The sequence below is a fragment of the Streptomyces sp. NPDC126497 genome (genome assembly GCF_040302425.1).
GTDB lineage: Bacteria > Actinomycetota > Actinomycetes > Streptomycetales > Streptomycetaceae > Streptomyces.
In genome coordinates this window covers 1-17451 of sequence record NZ_JBEORT010000130.1, presented here as the reverse complement: position 1 = coordinate 17451, position 17451 = coordinate 1, and the positions used below count along the sequence as shown (strand labels likewise).

6 protein-coding genes are annotated in these 17451 nt (G+C 76.0%); 5 read left to right on the top strand and 1 reads right to left on the bottom strand.

Going from position 1 to position 17451, the window contains the following annotated elements; genetic code table 11:
* Nucleotides 1-137: 137 nt before the first annotated feature.
* The 5 genes from ABTY20_RS32230 (at nucleotide 138) to ABTY20_RS32210 (ending at nucleotide 10791) form a co-directional block, all read left to right on the top strand.
* The gene (locus tag ABTY20_RS32230; protein ID WP_352000693.1) at nucleotides 138-908 is read left to right on the top strand and encodes a thioesterase II family protein; all 771 of its coding nucleotides are present in this window, start codon (nucleotides 138-140) and stop codon (nucleotides 906-908) included.
* Nucleotides 909-1068: 160 nt separating this feature from the next.
* Nucleotides 1069-3357 (top strand): aminodeoxychorismate synthase component I, encoded by a 2289-nt coding sequence (gene pabB / locus ABTY20_RS32225; RefSeq protein ID WP_352000692.1) that lies wholly within the window; start codon nucleotides 1069-1071, stop codon nucleotides 3355-3357.
* 190 nt (nucleotides 3358-3547) lie between these two features.
* Nucleotides 3548-8782 (top strand): type I polyketide synthase, encoded by a 5235-nt coding sequence (locus tag ABTY20_RS32220; RefSeq protein ID WP_352000691.1) that lies wholly within the window; start codon nucleotides 3548-3550, stop codon nucleotides 8780-8782.
* 118 nt (nucleotides 8783-8900) lie between these two features.
* Nucleotides 8901-9911: an ATP-binding cassette domain-containing protein gene (locus ABTY20_RS32215; protein WP_352000690.1), complete on the top strand. Its 1011-nt coding sequence runs from the start codon at nucleotides 8901-8903 to the stop codon at nucleotides 9909-9911.
* Between the two features lie 31 nt (nucleotides 9912-9942).
* Entirely contained in the window at nucleotides 9943-10791 is an 849-nt protein-coding gene (locus ABTY20_RS32210; RefSeq protein WP_352000689.1) for an ABC transporter permease, read from the top strand.
* Between the two features lie 663 nt (nucleotides 10792-11454).
* Here ABTY20_RS32210 and ABTY20_RS32205 read toward each other — a convergent pair.
* A complete protein-coding gene (locus ABTY20_RS32205) occupies nucleotides 11455-17211 on the bottom strand; it encodes a type I polyketide synthase (RefSeq protein WP_502991937.1) in 5757 nt (1918 codons plus the stop codon).
* Between the last annotated feature and the right edge of the window lie 240 nt (nucleotides 17212-17451).

Below are 17451 nucleotides of genomic sequence, written 5' to 3'. Positions count from 1 at the left end.
TGATGATGTTTTTGATAACATCTCCCAGTACAATACTCGGCGGTCCGCGCACGGGAGGTGCGCCCGTGCGGTCCGCCGCGGACCCGCCCGGCCGGCGGAGCACCGTCGGCCCCGGCATCACCGAAGGGACTCACACCGTGACCACCGCTGACGACACCGGAGCCCTGTGGCTGCGGCGCTACCACCCGGCCGACGCCGACGCGGTACGGCTGGTCTGCTTCCCGCACGCGGGCGGTTCGGCCAGCTTCTACCACCCGGTCTCGGCTCGGTTCGCCCCGGCCGCCGAGGTCCTGTCACTGCAGTACCCCGGCCGTCAGGACCGGCGCAGGGAGCCCTGCGTGGAGGACCTCGGCCGGCTGGCCGACCTGGTCGCCGAGCAGTTGCTGGCGCTGGACGACCGGCCCTGCGTGTTCTTCGGGCACAGCATGGGCGCGACGCTGGCCTTCGAGACGGCGTGGCGGCTGGAGCAGAAGGACGCCGGACCGCTCACCGTCATCGCCTCCGGCCGGCGGGGCCCGTCGACCACGCGTGCCGAGGAGGTGCACCTGCGGGACGACGACGGGATCGTCGCCGAGATGAAGCGGCTGAACGGCACCGCGGCGGGTGTCCTCGGCGACGAGGAGATCCTGCGCATGGCCCTGCCGGCGCTGCGCGGCGACTACCGCGCCATCGAGACGTACTCCTGCCCGCCGGAGCGGACGGTGCGCTGCGGGATCACCGTGCTCACCGGCGACGGCGACCCGCTCACCACGGTCGAGGAGGCCGAGCGCTGGCGGGAGCACACCGAAGGCCCGTTCCGGCTGCGGGTGTTCACCGGCGGCCACTTCTTCCTCACCCGGCACCTGACCGCGGTCAACGGCGAGATCGCCGACGCCCTCGACCTGGCGCGGTCCGCCCCGGCGTCCTGACGTCCGCCCGGGCGGCTCCGCCGGACGGCACCGCCCGGGCAGGCGCAGGAGTCGTGGTCGGCCCACCACCGGAGAGCCCGCGCACGGCCGGACCGTCACCCGCGTCCGTCACGTCCCACGTCACTTTCCGCCCACGCGCCTCCCGGACAAGGAAACGCTCATGCGCACACTGCTCGTCGACAACTACGACTCGTTCACCTACAACCTGTTCCACTACCTGGCCCGGGTCAACGGGCGGGAGCCCGAGGTGATCCGCAACGACGACCCGGCGTGGCGGCGGGGGCTCCTCGACTCCTTCGACAACGTGGTGCTCTCCCCCGGTCCCGGCACACCGCACCGGCCCGCCGACTTCGGGCTGTGCGCGGGAATCGCCGAGGAGGGCCGGCTGCCCGTGCTCGGGGTGTGCCTGGGCCACCAGGGGATGGCGCTGGCCCACGGCGCCTCGGTGGGCCGCGCGCCCGAGCCGCGCCACGGCCGGACCTCCGCCGTGCGGCACGACGGCACCGGACTGTTCGAGGGGCTGCCGCAGCCGCTGGAGGTGGTCCGCTACCACTCCCTCGCCGTGACGGACCTGCCGCCGGAGCTCGAGGCCACGGCGTGGTCACCGGACGGGGTGCTGATGGCGTTGCGCCACCGGACGCTGCCGCTGTGGGGTGTCCAGTTCCACCCGGAGTCCATCGGCACCCGGGAGGGCCATCGGCTGCTGGAGAACTTCCGCCGGCTGACCGAGCGGCACGGCCGCTCCCGTCCCGGCGGGACCGGGCCGACCGGCACGCGGGGCGTTCCGGAACAGCGGCGCTCCCCCGACGCCACGGGGACGGCCGGGAGCGCGACGGCGGGCACGGGTGGCGGGCGGGCGGCGGTGCCGGCCGGGGCCGGCGGGCGGGCGGCGGACGGCGCCCCGGTACGGCGGCTGCGGGTCCTCGTCGAACGGCTGCGCACCCGCTGGGACGCGGAGGTCGCCTTCGACTGGCTGTTCCGCACCGGCGACCACCCGTTCTGGCTGGACAGCAGCCGCCCGGGCGGACGCCTCGGACAGCTGTCCGTGATGGGGGACGCCTCCGGTCCGCTGGCCCGGGTCGCCACGGCGGACGTGGGGGCCGGCACCGTGACCGTCACCGGGGGCGGCGTCACCCGCGTCGAACGGTCGGCCTTCCTGTCCTGGCTGGAGCGGGACCTCGCCGGACTGAGCACCGACGTGCCCGAGCTGCCCTTCGACTTCGCCCTCGGCTGGGTCGGCTGCCTCGGTTACGAACTGAAGGCGGAGTGCGACGGGGAGGCGGCGCACCGTTCCCCCGACCCCGACGCCGTCCTCGTCTTCGCCGACCGCGCCCTGGTCCTCGACCACCGTACCGGCACGACCTATCTGCTGGCCCTGGCCGAGGACGGCGACGAGGAGGCGGCCCGCTCCTGGCTCGCCTCGGCCGCCGCCGCCCTGGAGACGGTGGCGGGCTGGGAACCGGAGCCCTGGGAACCCCCCGCGGCCGGCGGCACCGGGCCGGTGGTGCTGCGCCACGACCGCGACGCCTACCTCAAGCTGATCGACGCCTGCCAGCAGGAGATCGCGGCCGGTGAGACGTACGAGGTGTGCCTGACCAACATGGCCGAGGCGGACACCGACCTGGACCCGTGGCAGGCGTACCGCTGTCTGCGCCGGGTGAGCCGGGCGCCGTTCGCCGCGTTCCTGCACTTCGGGCCGATGGCCGTGCTCAGCACGTCGCCCGAGCGGTTCCTGCGCATCGACCGGTACGGCGTGATGGAGTCCAAGCCCATCAAGGGCACCCGGCCGCGCGGCGGCACCCCGCGGGAGGACGCACGGCTCGCGGAGGAGCTGGCGGTCTGCGAGAAGGACCGCGCCGAGAACCTGATGATCGTCGACCTGGTCCGGCACGATCTCGGCCGGTGCGCGGAGGTCGGCTCGGTCGTCGCGGACCCGGTGTTCCAGGTGGAGACGTACGAGACGGTGCACCAGCTGGTGAGCACGGTGCGGGCACGGCTGCGCCCGCACCTCAGCCCGGTCGCCGCCGTGCGCGCCGCGTTCCCCGGCGGTTCGATGACGGGGGCGCCGAAGATCCGCACCATGCAGATCATCGACCGGCTGGAGGGCGGCCCGCGCGGCGTGTACTCGGGGGCCATCGGCTACTTCTCGCTCACCGGGGCGGTGGACCTGAGCATCGTCATCCGCACGGTGGTGCTCAGCGGGAACCGGCTGCGCTACGGCGTCGGCGGCGCCGTCATCGCGCTGTCGGACCCCGCGGCGGAGTTCGAGGAGACGGCGGTGAAGGCGACGCCGCTGCTGCGGCTGCTGGGCGCCGATTTCCCCGGACGCGTGGACCTCGCGGACGACGACACGGACGACGCGGCGGCCGGGGCCGCTCCGACGGACCCGGCCGCCCGGGGCGCGTCGCACGACGGGCGGGAGGCCCTGCCCCTGCCCCGGTCCGGCTGACCCGCCGCGGACCGTCCCGGCGGGGCCACGGGGTCCCGCCGGGACTCCGTCGTGTCCGCGGGCGGGCGCCCGCTCCCCCGCGCCGGCTCCCGTACGCGTACGGCGGCCCATGTCTAGGGAAAACCCGGGGTGCCGGGCAACAGCCTGGGAGGGTTCCCCGTTCGCCGGAAACGCTCGACCCCCGGGAGTGATGGTGCCCGTCCACGCCGACGACTACGTGATCCAGCCGCCCGGTGCCGCCGACGGCGGGCTGGACGGCCTCACCCTGCCCGCCGTGTTCGCCGCGGCCGTGCGCGACGGGGGTGACGCGGTGGCGCTGGTGGACGGCGCACGCGCCCGGACCTGGCGGGAGTGGCGGGCCGAGGTGGACGCGCTGGCCCGCGGGCTCCAGGAGGCCGGTGTCGGACCCGGTGACGTGGTCGCCCTGCACCTGCCCAACTGCTGGGAGTACGTCACGCTGCACCTGGCGGCGGCGTCGGTGGGGGCCGTCACCCTGCCCGTCCACCGGGGCAACGCCCCCGCCGACGTACGGGCCCTGCTGGAGCGGGTCGCCCCGGCGGCGCTCGCGCTGCCGTCGGGCGGCCAGGACGCCGGCGGCCCGCTCGGTGCGGCGGCGCTGCGTGAGGCGCTGCCGTCGCTGCGTGCCGTCCTGGTCGCCGGCGGCGACGCCGCGGACGGGGCGGAGACGGTCGAGGGGCTGCTGGCGCGCCGGGCGGGTGAGCGGCCCCGGCCGGTGGAGGTGCGTCCCGAGGCGCCGTTGCTGTTGCTCCCCTCCTCCGCCACCACCTCCGCGCGGCCCAAGATCTGTCTGCACACCCACGACTCGCTGCTCACCAACTCCCGTGCGGCGACCGAGGACAGCGCCGGGCCCTACGGCGGCACCCTGATCACGGCGTGCCCGCTGACCCACTGCTTCGGGCTGCAGTCGGTGTACTCGGCGCTGTTCCGTTCCGGCCGTCAGGTGCTGCTGGGTTCGTGGGACGTGGACCGCTTCCTGGAGCTGGCGCGGGCGGAGCGGCCGAGCGTGGTGGTCGCCGTGCCGGCGCAGCTGCACGACGTGGTGGCGCGGGTCCGGGAGTCGGAGTCGGGTGCGGGTTTCTGCCCGGAGCGGGTGCTGACCGCCGGTGCCGCCCTGCCCGCCGCCCTGGTGCGCGAGGTGCGGGAGACCCTGGGCACCGCGCTGGTGGTGGTGTGGGGCATGTCGGAGGCCGGGAACGGCACCAGCACTCTGGCCGGGGACCCGCCGGAGGTCGCCGCGCGCAGTGTGGGGCGGCCGGTGCGGGGCGCGCGGATGCGCGTCCTCGGCGAGGACGGGCGGCCGTGCGCCCCCGGCGAGTGCGGGGAGCTGTACTACCGCAGCCCCAGCATGTTCCGCGGTTACTACGGCGAGCCGGAGCTGACCCGGTCGGTGGTGTCCGAGGACGGCTGGCTGCGCACCGGTGACCTCGCCTCGATCGACGCGGACGGTCTCGTGGTGTTCCACGGCCGCTCCGCCGAACTGATCAACGTGGGCGGGCGCAAGTTCAACGCCGTGGAGATCCAGGGCCTGCTGGCGGATCTGCCCGGCATCGGGCCGCTGGCGGTGGTCGCCAGACCCGATCCGCGGCTCGGGGAGTACCCCTGCCTGGTGGTGACCGCGTCGCCGGACGCCGGGAGCGTGCCGGGGAGCCCGGTCGGCCTCGGGGAGGTGACGGCGTTCCTGCGGGAACGCGGCGTCGCCGAGTACAAGATCCCGCTGGAGCTCGTCGTCCTGCCGGCCCTGCCGCGCACACCCGCCGGGAAGATCGACCGGCGGGCGCTGGAGCGGATCCTGGCCGACGCCGCGGCGCACCCCGGGCAGGTCCCCGACGACGCACCCCGCCCGGACCCGCGCACGGCCCTCGACCTGGTCGTCGCCGCGGTCGCCGAGGTGCTCGGCGCGGGGGACGCGGACGGTACGGAACCCATCGGACCGGACGTCACGTTCCGCGCGCACGGCCTCGATTCGGTGGCCTCGGTGCGGCTGCGCAACGCGCTCACCGAGGCCACGGGGCTCCCGCTGCCCGCCGCGGTGGCCTTCGACTTCCCGACCCCGGCCGCCCTCGCCCGGGAACTGGCCGGGCTGAACGGCCGGGACGAGGAACCGTCGCCCGGCCCGGTGGGCGGCGACGAGCCCGTGGCGATCGTGGGCATGGCCTGCCGGCTGCCCGGGGACACCGCCTCCCCCGAGGCGCTGTGGGCGCTGCTGGCCGGCGGCGTGGACGCCGTGTCCGGGTTCCCCACCGACCGCGGCTGGCCTCTGGACACCCTCTTCGACGACGACCCGGAGCACCCGGGCACCTCCTACGCCCGCGAGGGCGGCTTCCTGCGCGACGCCGCCCACTTCGACGCCGGGTTCTTCGGCATGTCGGCACGGGAGGCGCTCGCCACCGACCCGCAGCAGCGGCTGCTGCTGGAGCTCGCCTGGGAGGCGGTGGAGCGGGCCCGGATCGATCCGCTGACGCTGCGCGGCAGCCGTACCGGTGTGTTCACCGGCGCCATGTACCACGACTACGCGACGGGCGCGACCGACCCGTCCGGCGAACTGGAGGGACTGCTCCCGGTGGGTACCTCCGCCGGTGCGCTGTCCGGGCGGATCTCGTACACCCTGGGCCTCGACGGCCCCGCCCTGACCGTGGACACGGCCTGCTCCTCGTCGCTGGTCGCGCTGCACCTGGCGTGCCGGTCGCTGCGGTCCGGGGAGTCGGACCTGGCGCTCGCCGGGGGTGTGGCGGTGATGGCGACGCCGGCGCCGTTCGTGGGCTTCTCCCGGCTGCGGGGCCTGTCCCCGGACGGCCGCTGCAAGTCCTTCGGCGAGGGCGCCGACGGGGCCGCCTGGTCGGAGGGCGCCGGCCTGCTGCTCCTGGAGCGGCTGTCCGACGCCCGGCGGAACGGCCGTCCCGTGCTCGCGGTGATCCGCGGCTCGGCGGTCAACCAGGACGGCGCCTCCAACGGCCCGACCGCGCCCAACGGGCTCGCCCAGCGCCGGGTCATCCGACGGGCGCTGGCCGACGCGGGACTGACCGCGGCGGACGTGGACGTGGTGGAGGCGCACGGCACCGGCACGCCGCTCGGCGACCCGATCGAGGCGCAGGCACTGCTCGACACCTACGGACGGGAGCGTCCCGAGGGGCGTCCGCTGTGGCTGGGCTCGGTCAAGTCGAACCTGGGCCACACCCAGGCGGCGGCCGGCGTGGCCGGGGTGATGAAGATGGTGCTGGCGATGGGGCACGGGGTGCTGCCGCGCACCCTGCACGCGGACACCCCCAGCACCCGGGTGGACTGGTCCTCCGGCACCGTCCGGCTGCTGACCGAGGCACGGGAGTGGCCGGCCCGGGACGGCGGGCCCCGCCGGGCGGCCGTCTCGTCGTTCGGCATCAGCGGCACCAACGCCCACCTGGTGCTCGAGGAGGCGCCGGCCGAGGCCCAGGCCGCACCGCCCGGGCGGGCCGCGGACGCCCAGGACGCCGAGGGGGCCGTCGTGCCGTGGCTGGTGTCGGCCCGGGACGCGACGGCGCTGCGGGGCCAGGCGCGGCGGCTGGCCGAGTACGCCGGGGCGCACCCGGAGGTGTCGGCCCGCGACATCGCGTACTCCCTGCTCACCACCCGCTCCCTGCACGGCCGTACGGCGCTGCTCACCGGGACCGGCCGGGACGCGCTCGTCGCGGCGGCCGCCCGGTTCGCCCGGGGCGACGCCACCGGGGCGGAGGGCCGGGGCGCGGGCGGCGGATTCGCGGAGACCGCGTTCGTCTTCACCGGTCAGGGCAGTCAGCGTCCCGGCATGGGCCGCGCGCTCGCCGCCGCGTTCCCGGTGTTCGACGCCGCGCTGCGGGAGGCGTGCGCGGAGCTCGACCCGCTGCTGGAGCGGCCGCTGACCTCGGTGATGTGGGCCGGCCCGGACAGCGGGGAGGCCGGGCTGTTGCACGGCACCGGCTACGCCCAGCCCGCCCTGTTCGCCTTCCAGGTGGCCCTGTACCGGCTGCTGGCCTCCTGGGGGGTGACGCCCACCCGGCTGGTGGGCCACTCGGTGGGCGAGATCGCCGCCGCGCACGTGGCGGGCGTGCTGAGCCTGCCGGACGCCTGCGCGCTGGTCGCCGCGCGCGGCCGGTTGATGCAGTCGCTGCCGCCGGGCGGCGCGATGGTGGCCGTCCGCTGCTCCGAGGACGACGTGCTGCCGTGGCTGGAGGGGCGTTCCCGGGACATCGCCGTCGCCGCGGTGAACGGCCCGCGGTCGGTGGTGCTGTCGGGCGCGGAGGGTCCGCTGGCCGAACTGGCCGGTGAGCTGACCGCCGCCGGGCACAGGACGCGCCGCCTGGAGGTCAGCCACGCCTTCCACTCGCCGCTGATGGACCCGGTGCTCGACGAGTTCCGGGCCACCGTGGCGTCCCTGTCCTTCGCCGGGCCCGAGGTGCCGCTGGTCTCCGGGGTCACCGGCCGCCCGCTCACCGCCGAGGAGGCCCGCGATCCCGGCCACTGGGTGCGGCACGCCCGGGAGGCGGTCCGGTTCGCGGACGCGGTCGGACACCTGGCCGACGCGCGGACCGGCGTCTACGTGGAGCTGGGCCCCGAGGCCGCGCTCACCCCGATGGTCGACGAGTGCCTGGAGGAACGCCTCGGGCCCCGGGAGCCGGGCACCGGGCCGGTGGTGGAGCCGCTGCTGCGGGGCGGGGAGGACGAGGAGGGGGCTCTGCTCGCCGCCGCCGTGCGGCTGCACGCGCACGGCCTGCCCGTCGACTGGCCGGCGGTGCTGCCCGGCGCGCGGACGGTCCCCCTGCCCACGTACGCCTTCCGGCACGAGTCGTACTGGCTGGCCTCGGTGCCCGTCGGCACGGTGACCGTGGGGAGCCCCGGGACGGCGGGGACGGCGGACGCGGCACCGGCGCTGGCCGAGCGGCTGGCGGGCCTGACGGAGGCGGAGGGCGAGGCCCTGGTGACGGAGCTGGTGCGCGGCGAGCTGGCGGCCGTGGTCGGCGGGGAGCTGCCGCCGGACGCCGGCGCGGGAGTGGCCTTCACCGAACTGGGCGTCACCTCCGTCACCGCCGTCGAACTGCGCAACCGGCTCACCGCCGTCACCGGGGTGCGGCTGCCGCCGACCCTGGTCTTCGACCACCCCTCCCCCGTCGCGGTGGCCCGGCTGGTGTGCGACACGCTCCGGCGGTCCGGGCCGGTCCGTGTCCGGGACGCGGGCGCCCTGGTCGACGAACTCGAGGCACTGCTCACGTCGGGCGCGGACCTCGACTCCGGGACGGCGGTGCGGCTGAGGACCCTGGCCGCCCGCTGGGCGCCGGCCCGCGCCGACGGCGGGGAACCGGTCGCCGGTCCCCTGGACCTGGAGGACGCGACGGACGAGGACCTGTTCCGCCTCATGGACGGGGCGGCCGGTACGGAGGCGCCGGGCGGCCGGTAGACGGTCCCCGGCGTGCCCCCACGTTCCCCGTCCCGTCGTCCGGCGGGCGGCGGCTTCCACGGGCCGGCCGGTGGCCGGCCCTCCACCCAGCGCACATCCACCAGCGGGAGATCACCTCATGAGCGGGCTCGTCATGCCCCCCGTCGCCCGGTCCGGAGCGGGGGCCGACTCCGGCCCCGGCGGCGATCCGATGATCGTGGCGGATTCCGTCAGCAAGTCGTTCGGCACGGTCGACGCCCTGGACTCGGTCAGCGTCAGCGCCCGCCAGGGCACGGTCCTGGCACTCCTCGGCCACAACGGAGCCGGCAAGACCACGCTCGTCAACATTCTCACCACCGCGCTGCCCCTGTCCTCGGGACGGGCCTCGGTGGCGGGGTACGACGTGACCCGCGACCCCTTCGAGATCCGCCGCCGTATCGGTCTCACCGGCCAGTTCGCGTCGGTGGACACCCAGCTCAGCGGCCGGGACAACCTCGTCCTGATCGCCCGGCTGCTCGGGGCGGGACGCCGGGCCGCCCGCTCCCGGGCCGAGGAGCTGCTGGAGCTGTTCGAGCTGACCGAGGTCGCCGACCGGCGCGCGAGCGGCTACTCGGGCGGGCTGCGGCGCCGCCTCGACCTGGCCGTCTCCCTGGTCGGCGGCCCTCAAGTGATCTTCCTCGACGAACCCACCACCGGCCTGGACCCGTCCAGCCGGCTGAAGCTGTGGGAGATCGTCGAGGGCTTGGTCGAGCAGGGCGCCACGGTCCTGCTGACCACGCAGTACCTGGAGGAGGCCGACCGGCTCGCCGACTCGATCGCGGTGCTCTCCGCCGGCAAGGTCGTCGCCTCCGGCACCGCGGACGAGCTCAAGGCCACGGTCGGCCGGCGCACCGTCACGCTGACGCTGGACAGCGACGACGCGCCCGCGCGGGCCGGCGCCGCGCTGCGCGGCGCCGGGTTCGCGCCGGCCGGCGGCGAGGACGGCACCCGCGGCCTCGTCGTCCCGATCGACACCACCCGGGAGATCGCCGACGTCATCCGCGCGCTGGACCGGGTCGGGGTCGAGATCGTCGAGCTGGCGTTCGGCGAACCGACCCTGGACGACGTGTATCTGACCCTCGCCGAGCAGCACGCCCGGATCCCGGCGTGACCGCCGCCCGACGCCCTCCGTGGAGGACCTCTTGACCACGCACCCCGCCCCCGCCCCGCGCCCGCACGCGACCGCTGCCGTCGCGCTCAAGGCACCCGACTTCGGCGGGAGTTCGTTCCCCGCCCAGGTGCGGGTCCTCACCGGGCGGTCGCTGCGGGCGATGGTGACCGACCCGGGCATCGTGCTGTTCGGCCTGATCCAGCCCGTCGTCATCCTGTTCGTGCTGACCCAGGTGTTCAGCAGCATGGGCATGCCCCCGCACTTCCCGGACGGCGTCAGCTACCTCGACTTCGTGCTGCCGGCCGTCCTGGTGGACAACGCCGCGCAGTCGGCGATGCAGTCCGGGGTGGGCCTCGTGGAGGATTTGCGCAACGGCGTGGTCGCCAGGCTGCGTTCACTGCCGGTGCACCCCGGGGCCCTGCTGGTCGCGCGCAGCCTCGTGGGGCTGGTGCGCAGCGCCGTGCAGATCCTCGTGATCATGGTGCTGGCGATGACCGTCCTGGGCTACTCCCCCAACGGGGGCGTCGCCGAACTCGCCCTGTCCGCCGGGCTGACGCTCTTCATCAGCTTCGCCCTGGGCTGGGCCTTCATCGCGGCCGGCGCCTGGCTGCGGCGTGCGGAGCCCCTGCAGAACCTCGCCCTGATCGTGATCTTCCCGCTGATGTTCGCGTCCAGCGCGTACGTGCCGGTCGCCGACCTGCCGGGCTGGCTGGCTGCCGTCGCCCAGGTGAACCCGCTGACGTACGCCATCGACGCCACCCGCGCCCTCGCGCTGGACGTGCCGGGCCTCGACCACGCGGTTCCCGCGCTGCTCATCGGCGCGGTGATCAGCGCGGCGGGCGCGTCCGCCGCCCTGGCCGGCTTCCGCCGGCCGCTCTGACTCCGCGCCACGCCCCCGGGCGCGGGACCGGGCCGGGGGTCGCCGTACGGCGACCACGGGCCTTCTTCGTATGGGCACGGGCCTTCTCCGTGCGGGCACGGGCCTTTCCGTGCGGACACGGGGTTTCTCCGTGTGCCCACATGATCCTTTCCTCGTCGCGCTGACCACGGGTCCTTGTCGTGCGGCTCCCGGTCCCTTGTCCGTGCGGGCCCTCGGTCCTCTTCCCCCCGGGCACGGTGCGAGGGCCGAACGGTCGTACCGGAGCCGTGGTCCGGGCACGGACGTCATGGTCGGCGCGGGACGCCCCGCGGGTCGTGCCGGCCCCGCCGCCCGCGTCCCGGTCGGGTGCGATGTGCGCCCCGGGCGCGCGCAGCGCCTGTGGCGCTCTGCCCGCCGCGGTCGTCGACCGCTCCCAAACGGGCGACATCGAATGTCAGGCCGACGACGAAAACACCGGTCAGAGGGTTTCACGACGGCCCACGCCCACTCCGAACGGGCATCCCGGGAAGGAGAAACGGGTCGACCTCCCCGTTCTCGGGCGTGAAGCGGCCCACCGGCCGCCTCGTCCGGGAAAGCCCTCTCTCCGAAACGATGCCGCCCTCCCCGCGTGTGGCGGGGAGGGCGGCATCGGCGGCGCCGGGGCTTCACCCGGCCGGCGCGTCGCTAGGAGAGGCCGAGTTCGTTGTCGAGCAGGTCGAAGACCTCCTCGTCCGTGGCGGAGTCGAAGTCGAACCCGTCGTCCTCCTCGCCGGACGCCTGCGTGCGCAGCGACTGCCACTTGCTGCGCAGCACCTCCAGCCGGCTCGCGACCTGTGCGAAGAGGTCGGCGTCCGCTTCGATGCCCGAGATGCTCCTCTCCAGCCTGTCCAGCTCCGCCAGGACCGTCCCCGGTCCGTCGGCCGGGGCCGGGGCGACGCGCGCGTGCAGGTGGGCGACGAGTTCACCGGGCGTGGGGTGGTCGAACAGGAGGGTGGCCGGGAGGCGGGTGCCGGTGAGCGCGCCGAGCCGGTTGCGCAGTTCGACGGAGGTCAGCGAGTCGAAGCCGAGGTCCTGGAAGGGCCGGTCCGGTTCGACGTCGGCCGGGTCCAGGTGGCCGAGGACGACGGCGATCTGCCCGCGCACCAGCTCCAGCAGTGCCTCCCGGCCCTCCGCCGGGGTGAGTGCGGACAGCCGCCGGGTGAGGTCCGCGGCGGTGGCCGTCGCCCCCGCCGCCGCGACCGTGCGGCGGGAGGTCACCCGGATCAGCGACCGGAACAGCGGCGGGATCCCGCCGAGGGACCGCAGGGTCCCCAGGTCCAGCCGCACGGGCAGGACCGCGGCTCCCGCGTCGACGGTGCGGAGCGTGTCGAACAGGGCCAGGCCCTGCTCCGGCGGCATCGGCGGCATGCCCGCCCTGGTCATCCGCGCGATGTCGGCCTCGCCGAGCCCGCCGGTCATGCCGCTGCCCCTGGTCCAGGGGCCCCAGCCGAGGGACAGGGCGGGCAGGCCCTGGTTCCGGCGGTGCCGGGCGAGGGCGTCCAGGAAGGCGTTGCCCGCCGCGTAGTTGGCCTGGCCCGCGTTGCCGAGCGTGCCGGCCACCGAGGAGAACAGCACGAAGGCGTCGAGCGGGAGGTCCGCGGTGGCCTCGTGCAGGTGCCAGGCGGCGTCCGCCTTGGGCCGCAGCACGGCGGCGAGCCGCTCGGGCGTGAGGGAGTCGATCGTTCCGTCGTCCAGGACGCCCGCCGCGTGGATCACGGCGCGCAGCGGCCGGTCGGCGGGCACCTCGGCGAGCAGCCGGTCGAGGGCGGCGCGGTCCGTCACGTCGCAGGCTGCGACGGTGACCCGGGCGCCCTCCGCCTCGAGCGCGGCGGCGAGTTCACCGGCGCCGTCGGCGGCGGGGCCGCGCCGGCTGACCAGCAGCAGGCTCCGCACGCCGTGCTCGGTCACCAGGTGGCGGGCGACGGCGGCACCGAGGCCGCCGGTGCCACCGGTGACGAGGACCGTGCCGTCGGTGTCCCAGGCGCCCGTTCCCCGCGGTTCGGGGGCCGGGACCCGGACCAGCCGGGGCACGAGCACCCGGCCCTCGCGCACCGCGAGTTGCGGTTCGTCGGAGGCGGGCGCGAGAACGGCGGACGGAAGGACTTCCTCCGTTCCCGTCCCCCTCTCCGTGCCCGGGTGCTCCAGGTCCAGCAGGGTGAACCTGTCGGGGTGTTCCGCCTGGGCCGCGCGCACCAGGCCCCACACGGCGGCCGCGGCCGGGTCGGCTCCGTCGGTCGCGCCCCGGGTGACGACGACCAGGCGGGAGGCGGCGAACCGGTCGTCGGCGAGCCAGGTGCGGAGCGCCTCCAGGACGTGGGCCGTCGCGGTGTGCGCGGCGCGCGCCCGGTCGTCCGGTGCCGCGCCGGTGGGGACCGGCAGGAGGACGACCGGCGGTACCGGGTCCTCCGCCGCCGCGTCGGCCAGCGCCGTCAGGTCCGCGTACCTGCCGGCAGCGGCGGCGTCACGGACGGCCGCGTCGAGGACGCCGTCGGCCGGGCCGATCAGGGCGACCCGCGCGGCCTCGTTCCCGCTCCCGGCCCCGGCCGTGGATCCGGCCGCCGGTGCGTCGGACCGTGCGCCGGCCGTCCGCTCCGGCGCCGGGACCCAGTCCAGGGCGAACAGGGAGTCCCGGTCGGGGCCCGCCGCGGTGCCGAGCTGTGCGGCGGAGACCGGGCGGGTCACCAGGGAGCCGACGGTGGCCACCGGTGCGCCGGTGGTGTCGGCCACGGCGATGGCGAGGGTGCCGTCGTCGGCCCGGGAGAGCCGGATGCGGACGGCCGACGCGCCGGCCGCGTGCAGGGACACGCCGCTCCAGGCGAACGGCACCCCGCCGTCCTGCGGCGGGTCGCCGTCGGCGGCGGTGCCGGTCAGGGCGGTGGCGTGCAGTGCGGCGTCGAAGAGCGCCGGGTGCAGGCCGTACGCGCCGCCGTCGGCGCCGTCGGGCAGGACGGCCTCGGCGAACACCTCGCCGTCGCGCCGCCAGGCGGCCCGCAGTCCCCGGAACACCGGCCCGTAGGCGAAGCCGGAGTCCTCGAAGCGTTCGTACAGGCCGTCCGTGTCGAGCGGTTCGGCCTTCTCGGGCGGCCAGACGGTCGCGTCGAAGTCCGTGGCGGCCGAGGCCGCCGGGCCGGTCGCGAGGACGCCCTCGGCGTGTGTCGTCCAGGTGGCCCCGGGGTCGTCGGCGGGCCGGGAGTGGATGCCCAGGGCGCGGCGGCCCGAGCCGTCGGGGGCGCCGACGCCGACCTGGAGCCGGACGGCGCCCCGGGCGGGCAGGACCAGCGGTGCGGCGAGGGTGAGTTCCTCCACCAGCTCGCAGTCCAGGGAGTTCGCGGCGTGCACCGCCAGCTCCAGCAGGGCGGTGCCGGGGACGAGGACGGCGCCCATGACGACGTGGTCGGCGAGCCAGCCGTGCGTGCCGGCCGACAGCCGTCCGGTGAACAGGTGGCCGTCGGATCCTGCGAGTTCGACCGCGCCGCTGAGCAGCGGGTGGTCGGCGGGCGCCAGACCGGCGGCCTCCGCCCCCGCGCCCACGCGCATCTCCGCGGGCCAGAAGCGGCGCCGCTGGAAGGCGTACGTGGGCAGGGCGACCCGGCGGGCGCCCCGGCCGGCGAAGAACGCGGACCAGTCGACGGGCACGCCGTGGCCGTGCAGCCGGGCGAGGGCGTCGACCAGGGCGGTCTCGCCGGGGGTGGTGCGCCGCTGGGCGGCGACGGTCACGGCGTGCTCGGGCAGCGTCTCGCGCGCCATGGCCGAGGCGACGCCGTCGGGGCCGAGTTCCAGGAACCGGGTGACGCCCTGTTCGTGCAGGGTCCGCACCCCGTCGGCGAAGCGGACGGCCTCGCGGACGTGCCGTACCCAGTAGTCGGCGGAGCACAGCTGGTCCGCGGTGGCGAGGGCTCCGGTCAGGTTGGAGACGACGGGCAGGGCGGGCGGCCGGGGCGACAGCCGCTCCAGCACGGCCCGGAACTCCTCCAGCATCGGTTCCATCAGCGGGGAGTGGAACGCGTGCGACACCCGCAGGGCGGTCGTACGGCGGCCCTGCTCCCGGAAGACCGCGGCCACCTTCTCCACGTCCTCGGCGGCACCCGACACCACCACGGAGGCGGGACCGTTGACGGCGGCGACACCGACACGGCCGGTGAGGTGCGGCAGCACCTCGGCCTCGGTCGCCTGCACCGCCGTCATGGCGCCGCCGGCGGGCAGCGCCTGCATCAGCCGGCCGCGGGCGGCGACCAGCGCGCAGGCCTCCTCCAGGGTGAAGACCCCGGCGACGTGGGCCGCGGTGACCTCGCCGATGGAGTGCCCCGCCACGTACTCGGGGACGACGCCGAACGACTCGGCGAGCCGGTACAGGGCCGTACCGAGGGCGAAGAGGGCGGCCTGGGCGCAGGCGGTGCCGTTCAGGGTGTCCTCGTCGTCGCCCCAGACGACCTCGCGCAGCGGCCGGTCCAGGTGTTCGTCCAGTCCGGCGCAGACCGCGTCGAAGGCCTCGGCGAACACCGGGAACCGCTCGTACAGGTCCCGGCCCATGCCGAGCCGCTGCGATCCCTGGCCCGGGAAGAGGACGGCGAGCAGTCCCTCCCGGGCCGTGGTGGCCGGCTCCTCGCCCCGAGCCACCGCGCCCAGGGCCGCCAGCAGCCCGTCGCGGTCCGCGCCGACGACCGCGACGCGGTGTTCGAACGCCGCGCGGGTGGTCGCCAGCGAGTACGCGATGTCGAGCGGGCGCGGCGCGTCCGCACCGGCCGTCCCGGCCCGCTCGACGTGCGCCAGCAGGCGTTCGGCCTGGGCACGCAGGGCGTCCCGGTCGCGCGCCGACAGCAGCCACGGTACGACCGCGGCCGGCGCCGGGGCCACGTCGTCCGCCCTGCCGGGGGCGGCGGGGGCCGTCGGCACCGCGGCGGGCGCCTGCTCGACGATGACGTGGGCGTTGGTTCCGCTGATGCCGAAGGAGGAGACGCCGGCGCGGCGCGGGCGGCCGGTGCCGGTCCACTCCCGCTGTTCGGTCAGCAGCTCGACGGACCCGGTGGTCCAGTCGACCTGGTCGCTGGGGGCGTCCACGTTGAGGGTGGCGGGCAGCACGCCGTGCCGCATCGCCATCACCATCTTGATGACGCCCGCGACACCGGCGGCGGCCTGCGTGTGACCGATGTTGGACTTCACCGAGCCGAGCCACAGGGGGCGTTCCCGGGGCCGGTCCTGGCCGTAGGTGGCGAGCAGCGCCTGCGCCTCGATCGGGTCGCCGAGCGTGGTGCCCGTGCCGTGCGCCTCGACCGCGTCGATCTGGTCGGCGGCGAGCCGCGCGTTGGCGAGGGCCTGCCGGATCACGCGGCGCTGGGAGGGGCCGTTGGGGGCGGTGAGTCCGTTGCTCGCGCCGTCCTGGTTGACGGCGGAGCCCCGGACCACGGCCAGCACCTCGTGCCCGTTGCGCAGCGCGTCGGACAGCCGCTCCACCACGAGGAAGCCGGCGCCCTCGGAGAACCCGGTGCCGTCGGCCGCCGCGGCGAACGACTTGCACCGGCCGTCGGGCGCGAGCCCGCCCTGGCGGCCGAACTCGACGAACACACCGGGCGTGGCCAGCACGGTGACACCGCCGGTGACGGCGAGAGAGCAGTCGCCCTGCCGCAGTGCCTGCACCGCGAGGTGCAGCGCGACCAGGGAGGACGAGCAGGCGGTGTCGACGGACACCGCCGGGCCCTCGAGGCCGAGCTTGTAGGCGATGCGGCCGGTGACGACGCTGCCGTTGCCGTCGCTGCCGGGATAGTCGTGGTACATCACGCCGGCGAAGACACCGGTGCGGCTGCCCTTGAGCGAGCCGGGGTCGATGCCCGCGCGCTCCAGCGCCTCCCAGGACAGTTCCAGCGCCAGCCGCTGCTGCGGGTCCATCGCCAGTGCCTCGCGGGGCGAGACGCCGAAGAACCCGGGGTCGAAGTCGGCCGCCCCGTCGAGGAAGCCGCCCTCCCGCGCGTAGTAGCCGTCGGGGCGCCGGGCCTCCGGGTCGCGCAGCATCGACAGGTCCCATCCCCGGTCCTCGGGGAACGGGGTGATGGCGTCCGCGCCGTCCGTCACCAGCCGCCACAGGTCCTCGGGCGAGGTCACCCCGCCCGGGTAGCGGCAGGCCATGCCGACGATGGCGATCGGCTCGTGCCGGGCGGCGGTGAGCCGTCGGTTGTCCCGGCGCAGCCGCGCGGTCTCCGCGCGGGCGGCGCGCAGGGCGTCGGAGGCCGCGGGAGCCCCGGGCGTCCCGGGCGTCCCGGTGAGGGGGACGTCCCGGGCGTCCGGGACGGCGGCGACGGTGCCGTCCGCGTCGTCGTCCGGGCCGGTGTCGTACTCCTCCCCGTCCGCGACGGCCTCGGCGTGCGCCGACGTTCCGTCGTCGTCGGCGAGTTCGAGGAGGACGTCCATCAGACCGGCGTCCCGCAGGCGTCGGGTCGGGATCGACCGCAGCGCACGGCGGACGCCGTCCTCCGCGGCGTCGCCGTCCGCGGTGTCGCCGTCCGCGGTGTCGCCCGACACCGGGTACGCGGCGGCCAGTTCGGCCTCCACGAACTCGGTGACGGCGAGGGCGTTGGGGTGGTCGAAGACGAGGGTGGCGGGGAGCCCGAGTCCGGTGAGCCGGTTGAGCTGGTTGCGCAGTTCGGTCGC

What these genes read in the sequence shown, in the direction of transcription:
- pabB (WP_352000692.1), top strand. Translation starts at nt 1,069, where the DNA reads ATGCGCACACTGCTCGTCGACAACTACGACTCGTTCACCTACAACCTG.
- ABTY20_RS32220 (WP_352000691.1), top strand. Translation starts at nt 3,548, where the DNA reads ATGGTGCCCGTCCACGCCGACGACTACGTGATCCAGCCGCCCGGTGCC.
- ABTY20_RS32215 (WP_352000690.1), top strand. Translation starts at nt 8,901, where the DNA reads ATGAGCGGGCTCGTCATGCCCCCCGTCGCCCGGTCCGGAGCGGGGGCC.
- ABTY20_RS32205 (WP_502991937.1), bottom strand. Translation starts at nt 17,211, where the DNA reads ATGGACGTCCTCCTCGAACTCGCCGACGACGACGGAACGTCGGCGCAC.